Below are 15,690 nucleotides of genomic sequence, written 5' to 3' on the forward strand. Positions count from 1 at the left end.
GATTGCTCCCCGGCCCTCTTTCGTTGCTGCGATCTGTCGATCAGCAGCTGTAATACATGTCAAATTCGACCGGGTGCGGGTGCAGTTGCAGACGCATCACCTCTTCCATCTTCAGCTCGATATAGCTGTCGATGAAGTCGTCATCCATGACGCCGCCCTTCTTGAGGAAGGCGCGGTCCTTGTCGAGGTTTTCCAGCGCTTCCTTTAGCGAGCCGGAGACCTCGGGGATCGAGCCGCGCTCTTCGGGCGGCAGGTCGTAGAGGTTCTTGTCGGCGGGTGCGCCCGGATCGATGCGGTTCTCGATCCCGTCCAGACCAGCCATCAGCAGGGCCACGAAGGTCAGGTAAGGGTTGCCCATCGGGTCGGGGAAGCGGGCTTCCAGACGCTTGGCTTTGGGCGAGGAGACGTGCGGGATGCGAATCGAGGCCGAGCGGTTGCGGGCCGAATAGGCCAGCTTGACCGGGGCTTCATAGCCTGGGACCAGACGCTTGTAGCTGTTGGTGGTCGAGTTGGCGAAGGCGTTGATGGCCTTGGCGTGCTTGATGATGCCGCCGATGTACCACAGGCATTCCTGCGACAGGCCGGCGTACTGGTCGCCGGCGAACTGGGGCTTGCCGTCCTTCCAGATCGACATGTGGACGTGCATGCCCGAGCCGTTGTCCGCGAACATGGGCTTGGCCATGAAGGTCGCCGACTTGCCATAGGCGGCGGCGACGTTGTGGATCACGTACTTATAGAGCTGCAGGCGGTCAGCCATGGTCAGCAGGTCCGAGAACTTGAGACCCAGTTCGTGTTGGGCCGGCGCCACCTCGTGGTGGTGCTTCTCGGGCTGAAGGCCCAGGTCGCGCATGACGCCCAGCATTTCGCCGCGCAGGTCCTGGCCGCTGTCGACCGGGTTGACCGGGAAATAGCCGCCTTTGGCGCCGGGGCGGTGGCCCATATTGCCTTCGGTGTATTCGGCGTTCGTGTTGGCCGGCAGTTCAGTCGAATCATACGAGTAGGACGTGTTGTGCGGCTGGGTCGACCAGCGCACGTCGTCGAAGATGAAGAACTCGGCTTCCGGGCCGAAATAGACCACGTCGCCCACGCCCGACGATTGCACGTAGGACAGCGCCTTCTTGGCCATCGAGCGGCTGTCGCGGTTGTACGGCTCGTTGGTGTCGGGGTTCAGCACGTCGCAGAACAGAAACATCGTCTTCTGCTGGTAGAACGGGTCGATATAGGCCGTGGTCAGGTCCGGCTTCAGCAGCATGTCGGACTCGTTGATGGCCTTCCAGCCGGCGATGGACGAGCCATCGAACATCGTGCCTTCGTTCAGGAAGTCCTCGTCGACTAGGTCGACGTCGAAGGTGACGTGCTGCAGGCGGCCGCGCGTGTCGGTGAAGCGGACATCCACATACTGGACCTCCTCATCCTTGATCTCTTTGAGGATCTTGCTGGCGGTCATTCTCGGAAGTCCTGTTTCTTGGCGTTTGGGGAGGAAACCGGTCAGCGACCCGAGGGGCCGAGGGCCGGGGAGGGGGGGCGAACTCAGACGGCCTGGGCTCCGGTCTCGCCGGTGCGGATACGAATCACCTCGGCGACGTCGGACACGAAAATCTTGCCGTCGCCGATCTTGCCCGTGCGGGCCGAGGTCTGAATGGCCTCGACGACGGCGGGCGCGAGGTCGTCGGCGACGACCACCTCGATCTTGATCTTGGGCAGGAAGTCGATGACGTATTCGGCGCCGCGATACAGTTCGGAATGACCCTTCTGGCGACCATATCCCTTGGCCTCCAGCACAGTCATGCCTTGCACGCCCACGTCCTGGAGCGCCTCTTTGACGTCATCCAGCTTGAAAGGCTTGATGATGGCTTCGATTTTCTTCATGGCGACCCCTGAGCGGCGCACGGAATGCAGCGGCGCTCGGGCCCAAATGGGACACAGCAAGGGCGTTCAAAGCAAGCGATTTTCGCAGAAAAGCCACGGATAATCGGAACGCGGATGATAGAAACCAACGACCCGGCGATCTGGCGCGATTTTCTGCCTTGGCCAGGCGCGGAAACGCACAAGCATACGCGGGGGCGATTGGTCGTCGTCTCGGGAAAGGCGCATCAGACGGGCGCTGCGCGGCTTGCGGCGCACGCGGGGCTGCGAATGGGCGCCGGCGTGGTGCGAATCCTGTGCCCCCCGGATGCCGTCGCTGTCATCGCGTCGGCCGTCCAGGCGATCATGCTGACGCCGTTCTCTTCACCTGAAGTCTTAGGTCGTGAAGCCGTCGGAAGCGACGCCGTCGTGATCGGACCGGCTGCCGGACTGGAAGACGCGACGATCGCCAACATCCAAGCGCTGGCATTGAGCGGCGCTGTCCTGGTGATCGACGCCGACGGCCTGTCGGTCTTCAAGGGCCGAACCGCGGAACTGTTCGCCGTCCTTGATCGCGACGACATCCTGACGCCACACGAGGGCGAGTTCGAACGGCTGTTCCCGGGCCTGCTGGCCCATGGCCGAGAGACCGCCGCCATCGAAGCTGCGCGCCTGACCCAGGCGACCATCGTCCTGAAAGGCGCCCAGACCATCATCGCATCGCCCGACGGCCGCGTCCGTCGCAACGAGAACGGCTCGGCCTGGCTGGCCACGGCTGGAACCGGCGATGTCCTGGCCGGAATGATCGGCGGACTGGCGGCCCAGCGGATGGACAGTTTCGATGCGGCATGCGCGGCGGTCTGGATTCATTCCGATGCGGCGGAGCGTTTTGGGCCAGGATTGACCTCTGACGATCTGAGCGATGTTTTGCCCAAGGCTCTGTCGTCTTTGTGGAAAGGCTAAGAAGAAAGGCTGCAGCGCCGTTGTGAGCGCTCCATAATCTCAAGACTCTAACTGGTGGAATTTCCAACGGTTTCATTCGCCGACGCGAGCTGTGCAGCAGCATGTTCTTTAGGGCGACAGATATCGCAACAGTCGCATGCTGACCCAAAACAACAACACGCCCGCGATCACCCCGATTTTGATCTGGTGATCCATGAACCGAACGCCCAACACGGCGAAGAATGCGCCGGCCAGCCCACTGTTGGCGACGCGATCAACCGCCTCGCGCTTGAAAGAATCCGGGAAGTTCCAGCGTCGAACACTCATCAGACACTCCTCTCCAGCCCCGAAAAGCTGGCATGGGTGTCTACTAAAGCGAGGGAGGATCAATCCATACCGCCCAGCATCAGGTTGTCTTCAAGCGCACGATTTCCTGTTTGAGAAACGCGAGAAAAGCGGTGCGAAGCTCGACCTCCAGGTGGGCGGGTAGGACGAGCGTCACATTGGCGCTGTTCAGCAGCTTGTCGCCCTTCTCCGACAGGCGAAGGTCGTCGGGATCGAGGGCGGTCAAGGCGACGTGCTGGGGGTCGTCCATCAGATCCTTACTGTACAGGCCATGAGCCGTGACACCGAGGCCGTAGGGGCCGCCGAAAAGGGGGAAATCGACCAGGGCAAACAACAGCGGCTCGTGTGGCGGAACCTTGAGCTTGGCGGCTACCTTGGCAAGTTTCTTGGTCAGTGCTGGGTTGGCGGGGTTCAAAAGAGTGTCGCTGGCACTGTGTCCGGAAACTAGATCGGCCAGGGTCAGGGCCTTGATCGAGGGTTGGCGCTGACGGTGATGCAGCAGGTTGTATTCAACAACCGATCTGACGATCTGGTTCAGTAGTCGCCCGCAGTGCGACATCAGAGCGGGTTCGGTCGTGTTGGCCAGAACCGACCAATCCTTCCATTCTCTGTACTGCGTCAAAAGCAGTTGGATGAAGGCTTCGGTGTCCCTTGACTGCGCTGGTAGCGAGTGACCCTTGGCCGGTGGAAGACCGAGCAGCAATCCCGCCATTTCGTCTTGAAGATAGATGGCCTGATCGGTCAGGAACAACCCCTGGGCCGTCCGTTTGCCGGTCAGGCGGTTCATGGCGTGATAGCCGAAAAACAACAGCGGGATTTCGTCCCCGACCCACGGCTTTCTCAGGTACATCTGCTCTGCAGCTTCCGCGAAAACCTGGGCTGCATCGTCGAAATGGGGATGATTGTTCTGGTCGGGCAAAAACAGAAACGCCGACAAGTCGGCGTCATCCGGCTGAGCGACCGCGGCACTGACCAACGTCCTTAGAGCCTCTCCGTGGGCTCCGAAATCCGCCGGGAGTGTTTTTAACGAGGTGGAGGTCAACGACATACCCATGACTCCGAATGGTCGAATTGAAGCAGCGGCATAGCAGCAGAAGTCGGTCGGTCTCAAACGCGAGCATACGCCAAGCATAGATTCGATATCATCACCTCCAAAGGGTCGAATACGGAAATGGGGCTTCGTTGGGAAGCGAGCCTCCGAATCGCCACCCGGCCACAATCGCTTGGCCTTTCCGTCTTACGTGCCCACGGCTCAGCAGTCGAAGAGTCAAGCAGCGTCCTTCTACGACGGCATTCCCGAGTCGATCTTTGCGGCTCTTGAAAACGATGCTAATGCTGTGACAATCGCCGTACCTTCGACATTTCCGTCAATTGTTCGCCAAGCTGCGCGCAGCCGAAAGGTTAGTCCAAACGAACTGATACACGGCGATGATCCAGCACCTCGACGAGCAGCAGAACACTGGGCCCGGATGAAGCGAGGATATCAGACATGTGTGAGAGTTCCGAGATCGTGAGACTCGAACCGATTGATATCATTGAACGTGATTGTTCCAGGTTCTTTGGATTCCAAGAGCTGAGCGCGGATCGATAGATCAGAAAATGCGGATCATATCAGTGGCGGCCGATGCGCCGATGCGCGGCCGCAAATAGCTCCGCTCCACAAAGTCTATCTTGCGGTTCAGCTCTGCTGAGAGTTCCCGCCTGATGCGCGCTTGATCAATCAGAGAGAACTTCATTTCAAACTCGGGCAGCACGTCAAACGCGAGGTCGATATCCGAAAGCTCGGTAGCCTCATCTCGGGCGAACGAGCCAAACAAATACATATGCTCAATGCCCTCGCGCGTCAGCTTCTGCTCAAATGATCGCAGCGCCTCCACTAACCCTTCGCGGTTCATCGCTGGCTACACCGAAGAGGATGAAATGGGACGATTGGCGGAGCCACGCAGGGCCCGGTAGAGCGTGCTGCGCGACACGCCCAAGGTGGCTGCAATCTCGGCCATTGACTGGTCAGGATGCTGGATCAGATGCCGGGCTTGGATGAGTTGCTTAGCCGAAAGTGCAGGAGGCCTTCCGCCATTTCGACCTCGCCCACGAGCAGCGGCCAGACCAGCCATTGTTCGCTCACGTGTCAGATCGCGTTCCATCTCGGCGAGAGCTGCCATCATGTGGAAGAAGAACCTCCCGGCGGGCGTGGTTGTGTCGATACCGTCGGTCAGGCTTCGAAATTCGACGCCGTTCTGATTCAGCCTGGCCACAAACTCGACGAGTTGACGCACCGTGCGCCCAAGGCGGTCGAGCTTCCATACAACCAGCGTATCGCCGGATCGAAGGTGAGACAGGGCGTCGGCCAATCCAGGACGGTCGAGCCTGCTCCCGCTGAGCTTGTCGGTGAAGATCCGAACGCATCCGGCGACCTCGAGCGCGTCAGTCTGGAGCGCCAAGTTTTGCTCATCAGTTGAGACTCTCGCATAGCCTATGAGCATCTGTGTCAAAAGCCGTCGCCGAGATGTGGGTTGAGACGCTGATTTCGCTACAGGCTACTGCAACATGAAGGCCATAGGAATCCTTGACGCGAGATGGCCTCAGCCGTGCCGTGTCAAAAACGGTCGTTTATGAAACGGCGGGAAGGTCTGGTGCTGACTCATTGCGGCGGTTCGAGGCGACGGCTTTTGGTGCCGTCTTTCTAGTTCCGAATCCTAGTTCTCCGGCCTTGCTCTACTGGCTGAGAAATCGATCCGAGCCGATGCCGATGTCCTCTACCGTTCAGGGGGCGATCGAGCTTGTTCGCTCGACGCTGGGCGCCGCCGTTCAGCCTCGATCCCTAGCTGAATGTGGACGGCCCGCAGGGGTGGATTAAGGTGCTAACCTCAACCGGAGGATGACGCTCATGATGGCCTATGGCTTGAACTACCAATACTTCCCGAAAAACAGCCCGAACGGTCGTCCGCTCGATTCAGGAGCGGCCCTGCTGGATCATCCTGTGAAGGCTGAGGAGTTGGTCCTCCTCCCCAACGTGGGCGACTACGTCCAGGTCGATAACAGCGTCAGGGGCGGCGATACCTTCGCTGGCAAGGTGCGTAGCAAGCTCTTCCGCTACACTGTCACCAATGACCAGCAGTGGTGCCAGATCAACATCGTCGTCGAGGAGGATGACGACGACTGGGGCTTGCTGATCAAGGAGTAAGGGCGGGTTTGTCCCGTGAGATACAGAAGCCCCCCAGCGAATGCCGAGGGGCTTTTCTCATTATTCAGGTGTGTGGTTGGCGTCGGCCGACACAATGATCGCGTTGTTGCCGATCCCGATGATGAGCCCCTGACCCATGAAAGCTTGGCGGAGTTTCTCGTGCCGCTCGTTGGCGAAACGCTGCATATCGTTGGCTTTGTAAAACTCAGGCCAGGTCATGGTCATCACCTTCTCCCCGGTGGCGCGCAGACGGTCGGCGAGTTCAGCGGCGACGACAGTTTCTCTCTTCGGCATTGGGCTTTACTCCAGTCACTCCCCGTGTGGAAGTGATCCATAAGCGACGTATAAGATCGCCATAATGAGTGTGCAAGAGATATATAGCGGTCTTGTAAGGTTGGGCTTAGCCCATTCCAACGTGTGCGGGTTTCGCCTTCCTCAACGTGTGATAGCGTTGCCGTTTCTAAATCGTCGAGGGGAACAATGCGTCCAGCCTTTGCCTTATTCGCGCTACTCATGATCTCCGCCTGTGGTCCCACAGCGGAGCCTGAGGCTGAGAAGACAGCCACGGCCGAGGTCGCACGCTTCGAAGGCCTGATCGTGGAAGGGACGCCAGTCGAGGCTCGGTCGTCGGGCTTCACTGACTGTGTGGCGGAGGGGAACAGCTACTACGGCTTTACCTGCGCGAGCCCTGACGCGACCATCTTGCGTGTGAAGCCTCTCCGGACAATCGTCCGGCTCGAATATCCATCGGATCTTCCATATGACGCTGAGCGCAAACCAGAAGCGACGGCCTATCGGGGTTTGAAGTTTCAATTCTTGAAACCACTCTCTCGGTCGGTCGAAGACTGCGAATACGACCTGACCAATCCCTACAAATGCTACGCCGATCAAAGCGGCGGCCTGCCGCGCCTGATGACCGCGTTGAAGGCCAACGGATGGCTTGGCGGAAGCCATCGGTCAGGCACCAGCTTCGTGAAGCCTGGCGTTCCCTTCACGGTGTCGATCAACACGAGAGAGGTCTACCAGGAGATCGCTGGCCAACGCCGGTTGATCATCCAAGTTTCTGTCTACCCCACGGACTTGGAGGAAGTTGCCGCCGCCGTCGAGCGGCTTCGCGCTGAAGAACGGGCGTCGCAATTCAGCGCGAATGCGAACACGGATTTCGTTGAGAGCATGAAGGCGAACTAGATGGACTTGCTGGCTCACGTGGAGGCGCGATCCTTCCAGACCCGCGAGGAATGGATCGCCGATCTGGTCCGGTTTGGCGATCAGGCTGAGCGGACGTGGAAGGCTCTTGCGAAGAGCAAATCAGAACGGCAACTCGGGATGTCGGACGACGCCTTCAACGCGATGGAGAAGGTCGGAGGCGTATTATTCTGGCTGCGTCACAACTCGCCGCCGACGCCGATGGGAAAGATCGTCGACAGGTCGATCGAACACATCCGCAAAAATCTCGCCTGACCCTGCCGAAAAAAAGAGGTGGCGATTTCGCGGGCGTTCCAACAGCTGGGGCGAACGGTAGGCGGACAGGAGCCGATCGGAGCTTCCGACCCACCCCCTCCCTTCGATGTCGCCGCGCCCGACCTCATAACCGGGGTGGCCACCCGGCGAGGTGGTGACCTCTTTGGGAGAGTCCTTCACCACCTCGCCATCGATGCGATTTGACGGCGCATCACCGTCAGCGAATGAACGACCCGGGCCGCTCAGATATATTTATTATCCGGCGTCAGTAGTCGTAGATGTCCATGCCAGCTTGGAGCGTGATCCACACGAAGTCGTCGTTGCGGAAGTTGATCTCTTCGATCTTGACCGGGTTGCCGTCCTCATCGACCGAGATCGTGAGGGAGACATCGATCTGGATGTCGATCTCCTTCTGACCGCTCACCGTGTCCCAAGGGATCAGGACGCCGTCTTCCGAGTCGTAGCTGGCGTTGTCCCAGTCTGGATGATTGTAGGTCACGACCGTGGTGGCGGTAATCTCTGCAAGGACTAGGATCGGATCGCCCTTAGTGGTGGGCTTGAACGCCGCTGTCACTCTGTCGATCTTGACCCCGGTGACATCGGACTCCTCAATCTCAGAGTCTTCGATCTCGCCTTGCAGACCCCAGCCGTCCATCTCCTCGTCGGTCAGACTGATGAGATCATCGGCGTGCTCGTCGAGCCAGTCGTCGATGTCAGCATCCTGATATTCGAGCTTCAGCTCGTCGAAGAGCGCGCTCCATGAAGACGCGAGTGTGATGAAGGGCTCATCCGCTGAGGGCTTCGTGAAATCCTTGTCGGCCGACACCACGATGATGGGCTGATCCTGGGACGCTTGCGCTTTCAGACTTTCGAAGATGAAGGCGTCAGGGAACTGATCCTTCTTGCCGTGGTCGAAGAATCCCTGACCGGCCGAATAGGCGGAAAGGACGGTAGATGCCTTCACGTCGTCCACGCTGAGTTGCGACGCCTTGAGCGACGCCATCATCGCGTTCACCTGGTCGAGATAGCCCTTTCTGATTTTGGCCTTCAGGTCGGCCTTTTTCACTTCCGGGATCGTCACGCCCAAGTGTTGCTCAACCAGCTTGCGAACCTGAGCGGTCGTGACGTCGCCCAGAGCTTCGAAGTCATGCGTCGCGAAGTGCTTGGCTACCTCGATCAGGGTGTGGTCCGTGGTAACCACGCTGATGAGGCTTGCCTCAACTAAGTTCCGAACGCGCGTGATCTCGGGACCGCCTGGGGGCTTCCCCGCGCTGATGAGGATATTGGCGTCCAGAAAGACTTTGGGCGTATTAGGCATAGCGGCCATCGGTTGGTTCACCGATCAAGGTTAGCTGGGTTCGCCCTGCAGGTCTCGCCCCACGGGCGCGCGGCCCGGTTTATCATCCTGCCGCGTTTCAATCAGCTTGGATAACGGCTCGCAGTTTGGTCCCGCGCTCGACTGACTGTCTGACCGTCTGCTGGAAATGGCGACGAAGCGTGATCGTGGCTGTGTCTTTGCCGCTGAGTATCAGCATCCCGCTGGCCAGGTTAATGATGTTGCCGGTGGCCATGAGTGTTGCGCGCGTCTCGCGTGGGTCGGGCGCATCGAAGAACCGCTGGTCGGCGTAGCCTTCCTGATCGGTGTAGTCATACACAGCGGCGGTAGCGAACACTGTCGTATGGCTGCGGTTGCGGTTGATGTGGCTCTTGTAAAACCGAAGATCGCCGTCGATGCCTGGATAGGTCTCCGTCACCCAAGCCAACGCTGTCTTCAATAGTTTCTCGTTGGCCTTGAAGAGATCGGCGTGGGCCATGTTGGGCTGGCTCATGTCGTGGGGGACGCCAGGGTGGGCGGCGAGATAACCCATCAGGCACGTCCCTTCGATGACTTGCCTGAGGTTGAGGCCGTTCTCGATCCGATGCTGGCGCAGGGCCGATAGGACGGCCAGCCCTGCCATCGTGCGGGTGTGGCTGTAGGCTCCACGGAAGAGAAGGCCTTCTTGGATCGAGTCAGTGACGCCGGTCGCAAAAATCTCGAACGCGTTCTGAGCGTAGATGACAAAGGGCTCAGCGACCTCATTGGTCCACGCCATGGCGTCAGGCTCTGAGGCGACGATCTCTTTGAGCATGCGGGACAGGTCGGCCATCCGACCTTGTCGCACCTTACGGCTCGTCAGTCTCGCGTCGGCCAGTTGGACGGCGGCTTGGGCGTCGGCCGGAATCGACCCTTAGGATATATCTCCCAACACGCGTGGAGTTCGCTATGGCTTATGACGCCAAGGTCTTAGCCGGGCATGGTGATTGCCTCGACGCTTTGCCTCCGGCATGACACCACAATGAGATCACGGCTGAAGGATGCTGACCTGCGAGCAGCGGCGATGCGCCGCCTCCTTGCGCATGCAGCCAGCGCTCCGGACACTCTAATAGTCAGCGAGCTCGGCCTCGCCCACGGGGCGTCGCGGGTAGACATCGCGGTTATCAACGGCCACATCCGGGGAGTCGAGATCAAGGCGGAGGCCGATAACCTCGACCGCCTCCCGCGTCAGGTTGAGGCTTACGGCCGGGTGGTTGATCGGGCCACCCTGATCGCCGACGAACGTCATCTGCCACAGGCACTTTCGCTGCTACCGGACTGGTGGGGAGTTGTCTCGGCCCGTCGCGCGGCCAACGGAGCCGTTGTCTTCCGGCGGCTTCGGGCGGAGCGGACCAACCGGTCGACAGATCCGATGACCGTGGCGCGCCTGCTCTGGCGCGACGAGGTCCGCGCCATTCTTGAGCGCCATGACTGCGATCCCCGCCTCCTTCGGGCCCCCCGGGCAGTCCTCTACGCCGAACTGGTAGCTCGCTATCCAAAGACGAAGCTGGCTGACCTCGTTCGCCGGACCCTCAAGGACCGTGGAAACTGGCGAGATCGTCCACGACCCGCGTGATGTGGTGATTGGTGCCCACCCATCGCCAGGTCGTCAGATTACCCGTGCTTTTCGTCTTGGCGTGGCAGTCGCGGATGTAGTCGCTGCCGGCCGAATAGCCCGTCGCCGCCATATGGCCTGACGAGATCACCTTCCCGCACTGACCCCGATATTGGTCGAAGCCGTTGTCGCGAACATTGTTGCCCTTGGTGATGAACCAGCCGTCCGTCACCGTGTAGCGAATGGTGGCCGAGGGCTTGAGCAGCCGCATGTCGCCTCCGGGAATATCGGCGGAGGCGATGGCGTAGTCGCCGAAAGCGAGCGGCCGGAAGCCGGCGGGGAGGACGCCCACGACGCCCTTGTACAGTTTCCACTCCTGCCGCGGCAGGGTGTGGCTGCCGATCTTCACTTCGCCCATGGAGGCAGGGAAGGAGGTGCCGACCAAGATCAGGCTCCGCACCTGGACATAGACGGGGCTCGACTGCAGCAGGGCGCTCACCAAGGCTGTCAGATCGGCGAGCGGCTCGAAATTCTTCGCGGCCAGATCGATGATCAGGTCGGTCTGCGGCGGGGCCGCGCCTAGGGATCCCACCAGGCTAGCCAGGGTCGCCGGAAAGCTCGGGTCCGCGATGTCGTCCAGGCTGACGCGGACGGCGACGCCCCGACCGTCCATCGCCAAGGCGGATGCGACCGCATTGTAGTGGGCGAGATCCCGCCCCAGGCTGGTGACCGGGGTCAGCGTTTCAGCCCGGGACCGTGCCCCGTCCAGCAGATAGGTCAAAGGATGCACGCCGCCGATCATCCGCGCGACGGGATCGAGGAGGCTCGTGTCCAGAAAAGCCGGACGTGTCCCCCATTTCTTCTCAAGCCGTGAGGCAAAGGGCGCCAGCTGGCTGTCGATGGTCTTTTTGAACTTGTGGGTTTCAAAGTCCCATTCCGGCGGCGTCACCTCGATCAGGGGCATGACCTGCGCCTTGGTGGCGGCATGAAGCCGCATCAGGGCCTGGTACTCGCCCTGCCGCCACTTCAGCACCGGAACATAGGTCTTGGCGCTCACTTCCATGCCAGCCCCCTCTGCGCCGCCTGCCGTCGAACCTCGCCGGCGCCGACGAGACCGCGCAACAGAGTGTAGTCCCGGGCTTCGCGGCGGATCCGACCGGCGATGATCGCCGGATGGACACCGAGACGGGCGGCGTCGGTCGCGACGGCCTTCGCGGTGCGGGTGAAGCGCGACACGCAGAGACGCCACTGTTCGTCAGGGATCAGCGCCTCCTGGGCGAACCGATCCGCCTCGTCCTCGACTGGGGAGGCGTCCGGGGCGTCCGTATCATCGAAGATGGCTTGGTAGCCGCCTTCCCGGATGTGCAGCGTTAGGTGGCCGACCTCGTGCAGCAGGGTGAACCAGAAATTATCCAGCCGGTCATAGCGCAGGGTGAGGGCGGCGATCGCGATATGCGATGGACTGCGCATCGCCGCCCCGTCGAGCAGGGTGCCGGGCAGGTGAGGTTCCAGGACCAGGGCGATGCCGGCGTCGAAGAGATACCGCCGAGCGCGCCCGACGCCGTCTTCGTAAGGGCTCAGACCGACAAGGCCGTTCAGCCAGTCCGGCGTGACCGTCGTCGGGTCGAAAGCCGAAGGCGGGCGTTGACGCTCGGCCAGGATACAGACCCGGGCTTCCCATGCCGCCAGGGCACCCATCTGCGGGTTCGAACCGCTGCGGAAGGTCCGACGATGCAGCGCCATCGGCTGCAAGGCGTAGGCCGCTTGCCGGAAGAAAGCGGGAACAAGGACCTCGGCAGTCTTTCGCGCCTCGGCGGCATTGCCTCCGAAGTCGTCGAAATAGCCGCGCTTGAACATCTCGGTGATCGGATAGGTGGCTAGGGCGGCGTCGGCGGCCGGCGGGCCGGTGCGAATTTGGGCGCTTTCCCGCACAGTGATGTCGAGCGCGGCCGTCACCTCGGACAGTCGTTCGAGACTGGCTGACCGGTAGCGTTCGGCCTCGTAGCGCTGCACCTGCTGTTCGGCGATCCCGAGGAAAGCGCCCAGGTCCTTCTGGCTCATTCGACGGGCGATCCTGGCGCGGATCAGGATGTCCGGAAGGTCGTGCAGACCCTCGGCCTCGAAGTCGGTGACGGCGCCGGACTGGAGCGCGTCATACTCCGCCACCTCGGCCTCAAGTTCATCGATCTGGCTCTCCAGCCCGTCCGACTGGGCCTTGCGCAGAAGCGGATGAACCTCGGTCGTCGCCTCGCCGAGACGGACGAGATCGGCCTTGAGCCGTTCGATGGCCGCGCGGGCCGACCGGTACTGTTTGTCGTTGGTGATCACAGGGTCGCTCCTTTCGGCGCGTTGAGGGTGATGCGGATGATCCCCTTGGGGCGATCGGTGAATTTCTCGGTCTGGAAGAAGCCCAGAAGCCCAGGGTCGTGCGGCAACTCCACGAGGAACATCTCGCCGAGATACTTCGCCTTCTGCGCCGCCCGCTTGTTGTTGAAGTCCAGCAGCACGGGATCCAGCTTCAGCGGATCGACGCCGGTGAGGTCCCAGCACCCGTCAAAGTCCCCGGGGTGGGGTTTGGCGGTGATGAAACTGCCGTCAAGAAAGACAGTCCTGCATCCTGCCGCCTCAAGGTTTTCGACGACGCGCAGGAAACCGCCATATAGCCAAGCCCGGTGAGGCGTCGTGGCGAACCGCGCCGACACCTCGGCGAGAGTTGCGTCGTGAACGCCCCGCGGGAGGACCGGCCAAGGGGCCGGCGAGCCCAGATCGATGAAATCAGGGATCATATAAACACAATAATATTGTTGTGTATAAAGTCAACCTTGGCATGATCTTGGCATGACCTTGGGCAAGCGCCGGGGTCAATGTCTGATCGCGCACCGAGAGTGAGGCCGTCACCGCGTCGACTCCGTCGGCAACTCGAAGGTGCGCTTCTCGGTAAGAAGCGAACGACCCTTCTGGCGAGCGGCCGCCGCGCTGAATCTTGAGATCTTCACGAAGCGGTCCTAGGTTCGCGCTAGGAGTTCGGCGGCAATGCTCGCCCTCGGATGTCCAATCAGTCTCGCGGCGTGGGGTGCTGTCCTGACCGGCTTCATTTTGGCGAAACCCAAGGTGAAAATGGAGATGGATATGAAGGTCAACGTCAAAGCTAAGCTTGGGACAAGGGTGCTGCTTGCGGTCACGTGGAGCCATGGTTGGGTGCAGCGCCCCACGTCAGCTAGATGGTCGGACCTCTCAGTAGGCGAGTAGCCGGAGTGCCGCAGGGAGGGGTTCGATTCCCCTCCCTCCACGCCATCGTTCACACTACTGCTTCTCGACGATAGCGCGATGTCCGCTCCCGGCGCAAAAAGATCCTAATGCAATGACGATGTCAGATCAGCAGATACTCGATGCCTTAATCTGGCAGGACTTCGAGGGGCTGCAGGACGTTATCCAGAAGCCCTCGATGAACGGCGGCCGGTACGAGTTCGAGGCAGCTGACGTCGGCGAGGCGGTAGCGCTGGCCGAGACTTTGAAGACGCGCGGGCGCTATCAGTACTTCCGGGGCCAGGCCGACGCGAGCTGGAGCATGACCTCCACCGTTTCTCGGTGCACGCCTGCTGGAAGGGAGGCCGAGCTGGAGAAGGTGAGGGCATTCTGGTCGTGGGTCCGGAACTCTCCGGAGATAGTCCCTTATCTCCAGTCCGACGATCAGATCCTCGCCGCAATCCAGCACCACGGCATCGCCGCTACCCCGCTTCTAGATCTGACGCGCGAGCCGCCGGTCGCAGGATGGTTCGCCACCGAGGATGTTGGCACCGCGGGGTACGGGGCGATCTATCTGCTCGACCACGACCGCCTGTCAGACTTTTTCCGGATGATGTCAGGCGGGAGGCTGCAGTTCCGATTTTTGGAGGTCGATGTCGCCAATCTGTGGCGCCTTCAGGCTCAGTCCGGGCTGTTTCTGGAGGGCAACGCGGATCTTGAACAGTTCTGGCCTGTCGACCGGATCGTCTTCCGTCAGACGGGCGCTCGCTCGCCGATCACCCGAAGCGAAATCTATCCGGATCGGGAGAGCCATCTGGAGCAGATGATCCGCCTTCATGCGGTGCTGGACGAGCGGAGCCGCCGGTTCGAGGCGCTCATCAACGACCCGAAATCGCCGCTAAGGGTCTATCACGTGCAGGCAGAGCCTGCTGCTGCGCCTGCCGAGAGTGCCCCGCCGAGCGAAATCTGGGTGGCCGGTCCCGACGAGCGGTGGAATGCCGTGGACCTGTCGCAGGCTGACGTCACACTGGCTTTGAGCACGCTCGAGAGCGACGGGAATGTCGTCATCGATCTGATCGAGCGACGCCGACGTTGCACCGATCTTCTGAACGTCACTGTAGATGGCGAGGTTGTGCCTGGTCGCTTTCAGCGCTTGCTGGATGCTCTCTGGACCGGTATGCGGCCGTATCCGTACACCGCCCAAGAGATCGCGCGGGCAGTGTCCGCCTTGGCCCGCTTTGACGGCTTCTTCCGCCAGTTTAACCTGAATGCCGGCAAGGGGACATTCGAGCTTGCACAGGCCCATCTTGAGTCGCCTCTCGAGATCGAGATGGGTCTGTTCGGGGGCGGTTCCACACGCTGCTGCGTCAGCGGTGCGCGTCTCCTGGCGGCCTTTACAAACGCTGGCCGTAGACTGTTGAGCTTGCCCGAGACTGCGACCGTTGAACATATGAAAGCCGCGCTCATCGTTGCGCAGGGCGTGCGGATGGGGCTTTTCGACGAGGAGCGTTTCAGGTGCCTGCTGGTCGACGAGATCATCCCTTGGCAGGTCCTCTCGAAACGCGATCCCACGATCTATGCCGCCAGCCAGATCGAGGTTCTTGGCGTCCCCTGATCCGGGGATGGCGGTCGACAGTTGATCACGCCACCATTGGCTGAATGTCTGGTTTCCGGCTCAGCCTCAATGTCCGCTGGTGGCGCAGCGCCGGCTTTGGCAGGTTGCGACTAATCGATGACTTTCGTTCAAACTGTCCGCGA

Annotated in this window: 18 protein-coding genes; 6 read left to right on the plus strand and 12 right to left on the minus strand. The window is 61.0% G+C overall.

All coding sequences use genetic code 11. From position 1 onward, the window contains the following. Positions 1 to 40: 40 nt before the first annotated feature. The gene (gene glnA / locus CHRYSEO8AT_RS14905; protein ID WP_159851316.1) at positions 41 to 1,447 is read right to left on the minus strand and encodes a type I glutamate--ammonia ligase; all 1,407 of its coding nucleotides are present in this window, start codon (positions 1,445 to 1,447) and stop codon (positions 41 to 43) included. A gap of 83 nt (positions 1,448 to 1,530) precedes the next feature. After that, the gene (locus tag CHRYSEO8AT_RS14910; RefSeq protein ID WP_008261682.1) at positions 1,531 to 1,869 is read right to left on the minus strand and encodes a P-II family nitrogen regulator; all 339 of its coding nucleotides are present in this window, start codon (positions 1,867 to 1,869) and stop codon (positions 1,531 to 1,533) included. A gap of 114 nt (positions 1,870 to 1,983) precedes the next feature. Between CHRYSEO8AT_RS14910 and CHRYSEO8AT_RS14915 the strand changes: the two genes are divergently transcribed. Further along, complete coding sequence (locus CHRYSEO8AT_RS14915) at positions 1,984 to 2,808, plus strand: NAD(P)H-hydrate dehydratase (protein WP_159851318.1); 825 nt, start codon at positions 1,984 to 1,986, stop codon at positions 2,806 to 2,808. A gap of 108 nt (positions 2,809 to 2,916) precedes the next feature. On the opposite strand, the gene CHRYSEO8AT_RS14920 is transcribed toward CHRYSEO8AT_RS14915, so the two are convergent. The 4 genes from CHRYSEO8AT_RS14920 to CHRYSEO8AT_RS14935 form a co-directional block, all read right to left on the minus strand. Continuing rightward, the gene (locus CHRYSEO8AT_RS14920; RefSeq protein WP_159851320.1) at positions 2,917 to 3,114 is read right to left on the minus strand and encodes a hypothetical protein; all 198 of its coding nucleotides are present in this window, start codon (positions 3,112 to 3,114) and stop codon (positions 2,917 to 2,919) included. 79 nt (positions 3,115 to 3,193) lie between these two features. Further along, entirely contained in the window at positions 3,194 to 4,180 is a 987-nt protein-coding gene (locus tag CHRYSEO8AT_RS14925) for a hypothetical protein (RefSeq protein WP_159851322.1), read from the minus strand. Between the two features lie 544 nt (positions 4,181 to 4,724). After that, complete coding sequence (locus tag CHRYSEO8AT_RS14930; RefSeq protein WP_159851324.1) at positions 4,725 to 5,027, minus strand: nucleotidyltransferase family protein; 303 nt, start codon at positions 5,025 to 5,027, stop codon at positions 4,725 to 4,727. A 6-nt stretch (positions 5,028 to 5,033) separates the two neighbouring features. Beyond that, positions 5,034 to 5,615, minus strand: a complete 582-nt coding sequence (locus tag CHRYSEO8AT_RS14935) for a recombinase family protein (protein WP_159851773.1) — start codon at positions 5,613 to 5,615, stop codon at positions 5,034 to 5,036. Between the two features lie 404 nt (positions 5,616 to 6,019). Here CHRYSEO8AT_RS14935 and CHRYSEO8AT_RS14940 point away from each other — a divergent pair, with 404 nt between their 5' ends. Beyond that, the gene (locus CHRYSEO8AT_RS14940; protein WP_159851325.1) at positions 6,020 to 6,316 is read left to right on the plus strand and encodes a hypothetical protein; all 297 of its coding nucleotides are present in this window, start codon (positions 6,020 to 6,022) and stop codon (positions 6,314 to 6,316) included. Between the two features lie 60 nt (positions 6,317 to 6,376). On the opposite strand, the gene CHRYSEO8AT_RS14945 is transcribed toward CHRYSEO8AT_RS14940, so the two are convergent. Then, positions 6,377 to 6,610, minus strand: a complete 234-nt coding sequence (locus CHRYSEO8AT_RS14945; RefSeq protein WP_159851327.1) for a hypothetical protein — start codon at positions 6,608 to 6,610, stop codon at positions 6,377 to 6,379. A gap of 186 nt (positions 6,611 to 6,796) precedes the next feature. On the opposite strand from CHRYSEO8AT_RS14945, the gene CHRYSEO8AT_RS14950 reads away from it, so the two are divergent. Both CHRYSEO8AT_RS14950 and CHRYSEO8AT_RS14955 read left to right on the plus strand, forming a co-directional pair. Then, positions 6,797 to 7,504 (plus strand): hypothetical protein, encoded by a 708-nt coding sequence (locus tag CHRYSEO8AT_RS14950; protein WP_159851329.1) that lies wholly within the window; start codon positions 6,797 to 6,799, stop codon positions 7,502 to 7,504. Further along, positions 7,505 to 7,777 carry a hypothetical protein gene (locus tag CHRYSEO8AT_RS14955; RefSeq protein WP_159851331.1) on the plus strand — a complete coding sequence of 91 codons (273 nt, stop codon included), beginning with the start codon at positions 7,505 to 7,507 and terminating at the stop codon, positions 7,775 to 7,777. A 265-nt stretch (positions 7,778 to 8,042) separates the two neighbouring features. Here the strand turns inward: CHRYSEO8AT_RS14955 and CHRYSEO8AT_RS14960 are convergent, their stop codons facing one another. Both CHRYSEO8AT_RS14960 and CHRYSEO8AT_RS14965 read right to left on the minus strand, forming a co-directional pair. Next, positions 8,043 to 9,104, minus strand: a complete 1,062-nt coding sequence (locus CHRYSEO8AT_RS14960; RefSeq protein ID WP_201304454.1) for a PIN domain-containing protein — start codon at positions 9,102 to 9,104, stop codon at positions 8,043 to 8,045. 88 nt (positions 9,105 to 9,192) lie between these two features. After that, entirely contained in the window at positions 9,193 to 9,924 is a 732-nt protein-coding gene (locus tag CHRYSEO8AT_RS14965) for a hypothetical protein (RefSeq protein ID WP_159851333.1), read from the minus strand. 189 nt (positions 9,925 to 10,113) lie between these two features. On the opposite strand from CHRYSEO8AT_RS14965, the gene CHRYSEO8AT_RS14970 reads away from it, so the two are divergent. After that, positions 10,114 to 10,707 carry a sce7726 family protein gene (locus CHRYSEO8AT_RS14970; protein WP_159851335.1) on the plus strand — a complete coding sequence of 198 codons (594 nt, stop codon included), beginning with the start codon at positions 10,114 to 10,116 and terminating at the stop codon, positions 10,705 to 10,707. Here CHRYSEO8AT_RS14970 and CHRYSEO8AT_RS14975 read toward each other — a convergent pair. Genes CHRYSEO8AT_RS14975 through CHRYSEO8AT_RS14985 form a run of 3 tightly spaced genes read right to left on the minus strand, consistent with a single transcriptional unit; the run spans position 10,664 to position 13,388 of the window. Further along, positions 10,664 to 11,749, minus strand: a complete 1,086-nt coding sequence (locus CHRYSEO8AT_RS14975; protein ID WP_159851337.1) for a beta family protein — start codon at positions 11,747 to 11,749, stop codon at positions 10,664 to 10,666. The two genes, CHRYSEO8AT_RS14970 and CHRYSEO8AT_RS14975, sit on opposite strands and share 44 nt — an antisense overlap. Next, entirely contained in the window at positions 11,740 to 13,014 is a 1,275-nt protein-coding gene (locus CHRYSEO8AT_RS14980) for an XRE family transcriptional regulator (protein ID WP_159851339.1), read from the minus strand. The genes CHRYSEO8AT_RS14975 and CHRYSEO8AT_RS14980 overlap by 10 nt, the downstream gene beginning before the upstream one ends. Next, positions 13,011 to 13,388 carry a hypothetical protein gene (locus tag CHRYSEO8AT_RS14985; protein WP_201304455.1) on the minus strand — a complete coding sequence of 126 codons (378 nt, stop codon included), beginning with the start codon at positions 13,386 to 13,388 and terminating at the stop codon, positions 13,011 to 13,013. Before CHRYSEO8AT_RS14985 ends, CHRYSEO8AT_RS14980 begins: the two co-directional genes overlap by 4 nt. Before the next feature lie 659 nt (positions 13,389 to 14,047). Here CHRYSEO8AT_RS14985 and CHRYSEO8AT_RS14990 point away from each other — a divergent pair. Next, positions 14,048 to 15,547: an FRG domain-containing protein gene (locus CHRYSEO8AT_RS14990; RefSeq protein ID WP_159851343.1), complete on the plus strand. Its 1,500-nt coding sequence runs from the start codon at positions 14,048 to 14,050 to the stop codon at positions 15,545 to 15,547. Positions 15,548 to 15,690: the final 143 nt, after the last annotated feature.

This window comes from Brevundimonas sp. G8 (genome assembly GCF_902506205.1).
GTDB lineage: Bacteria > Pseudomonadota > Alphaproteobacteria > Caulobacterales > Caulobacteraceae > Brevundimonas.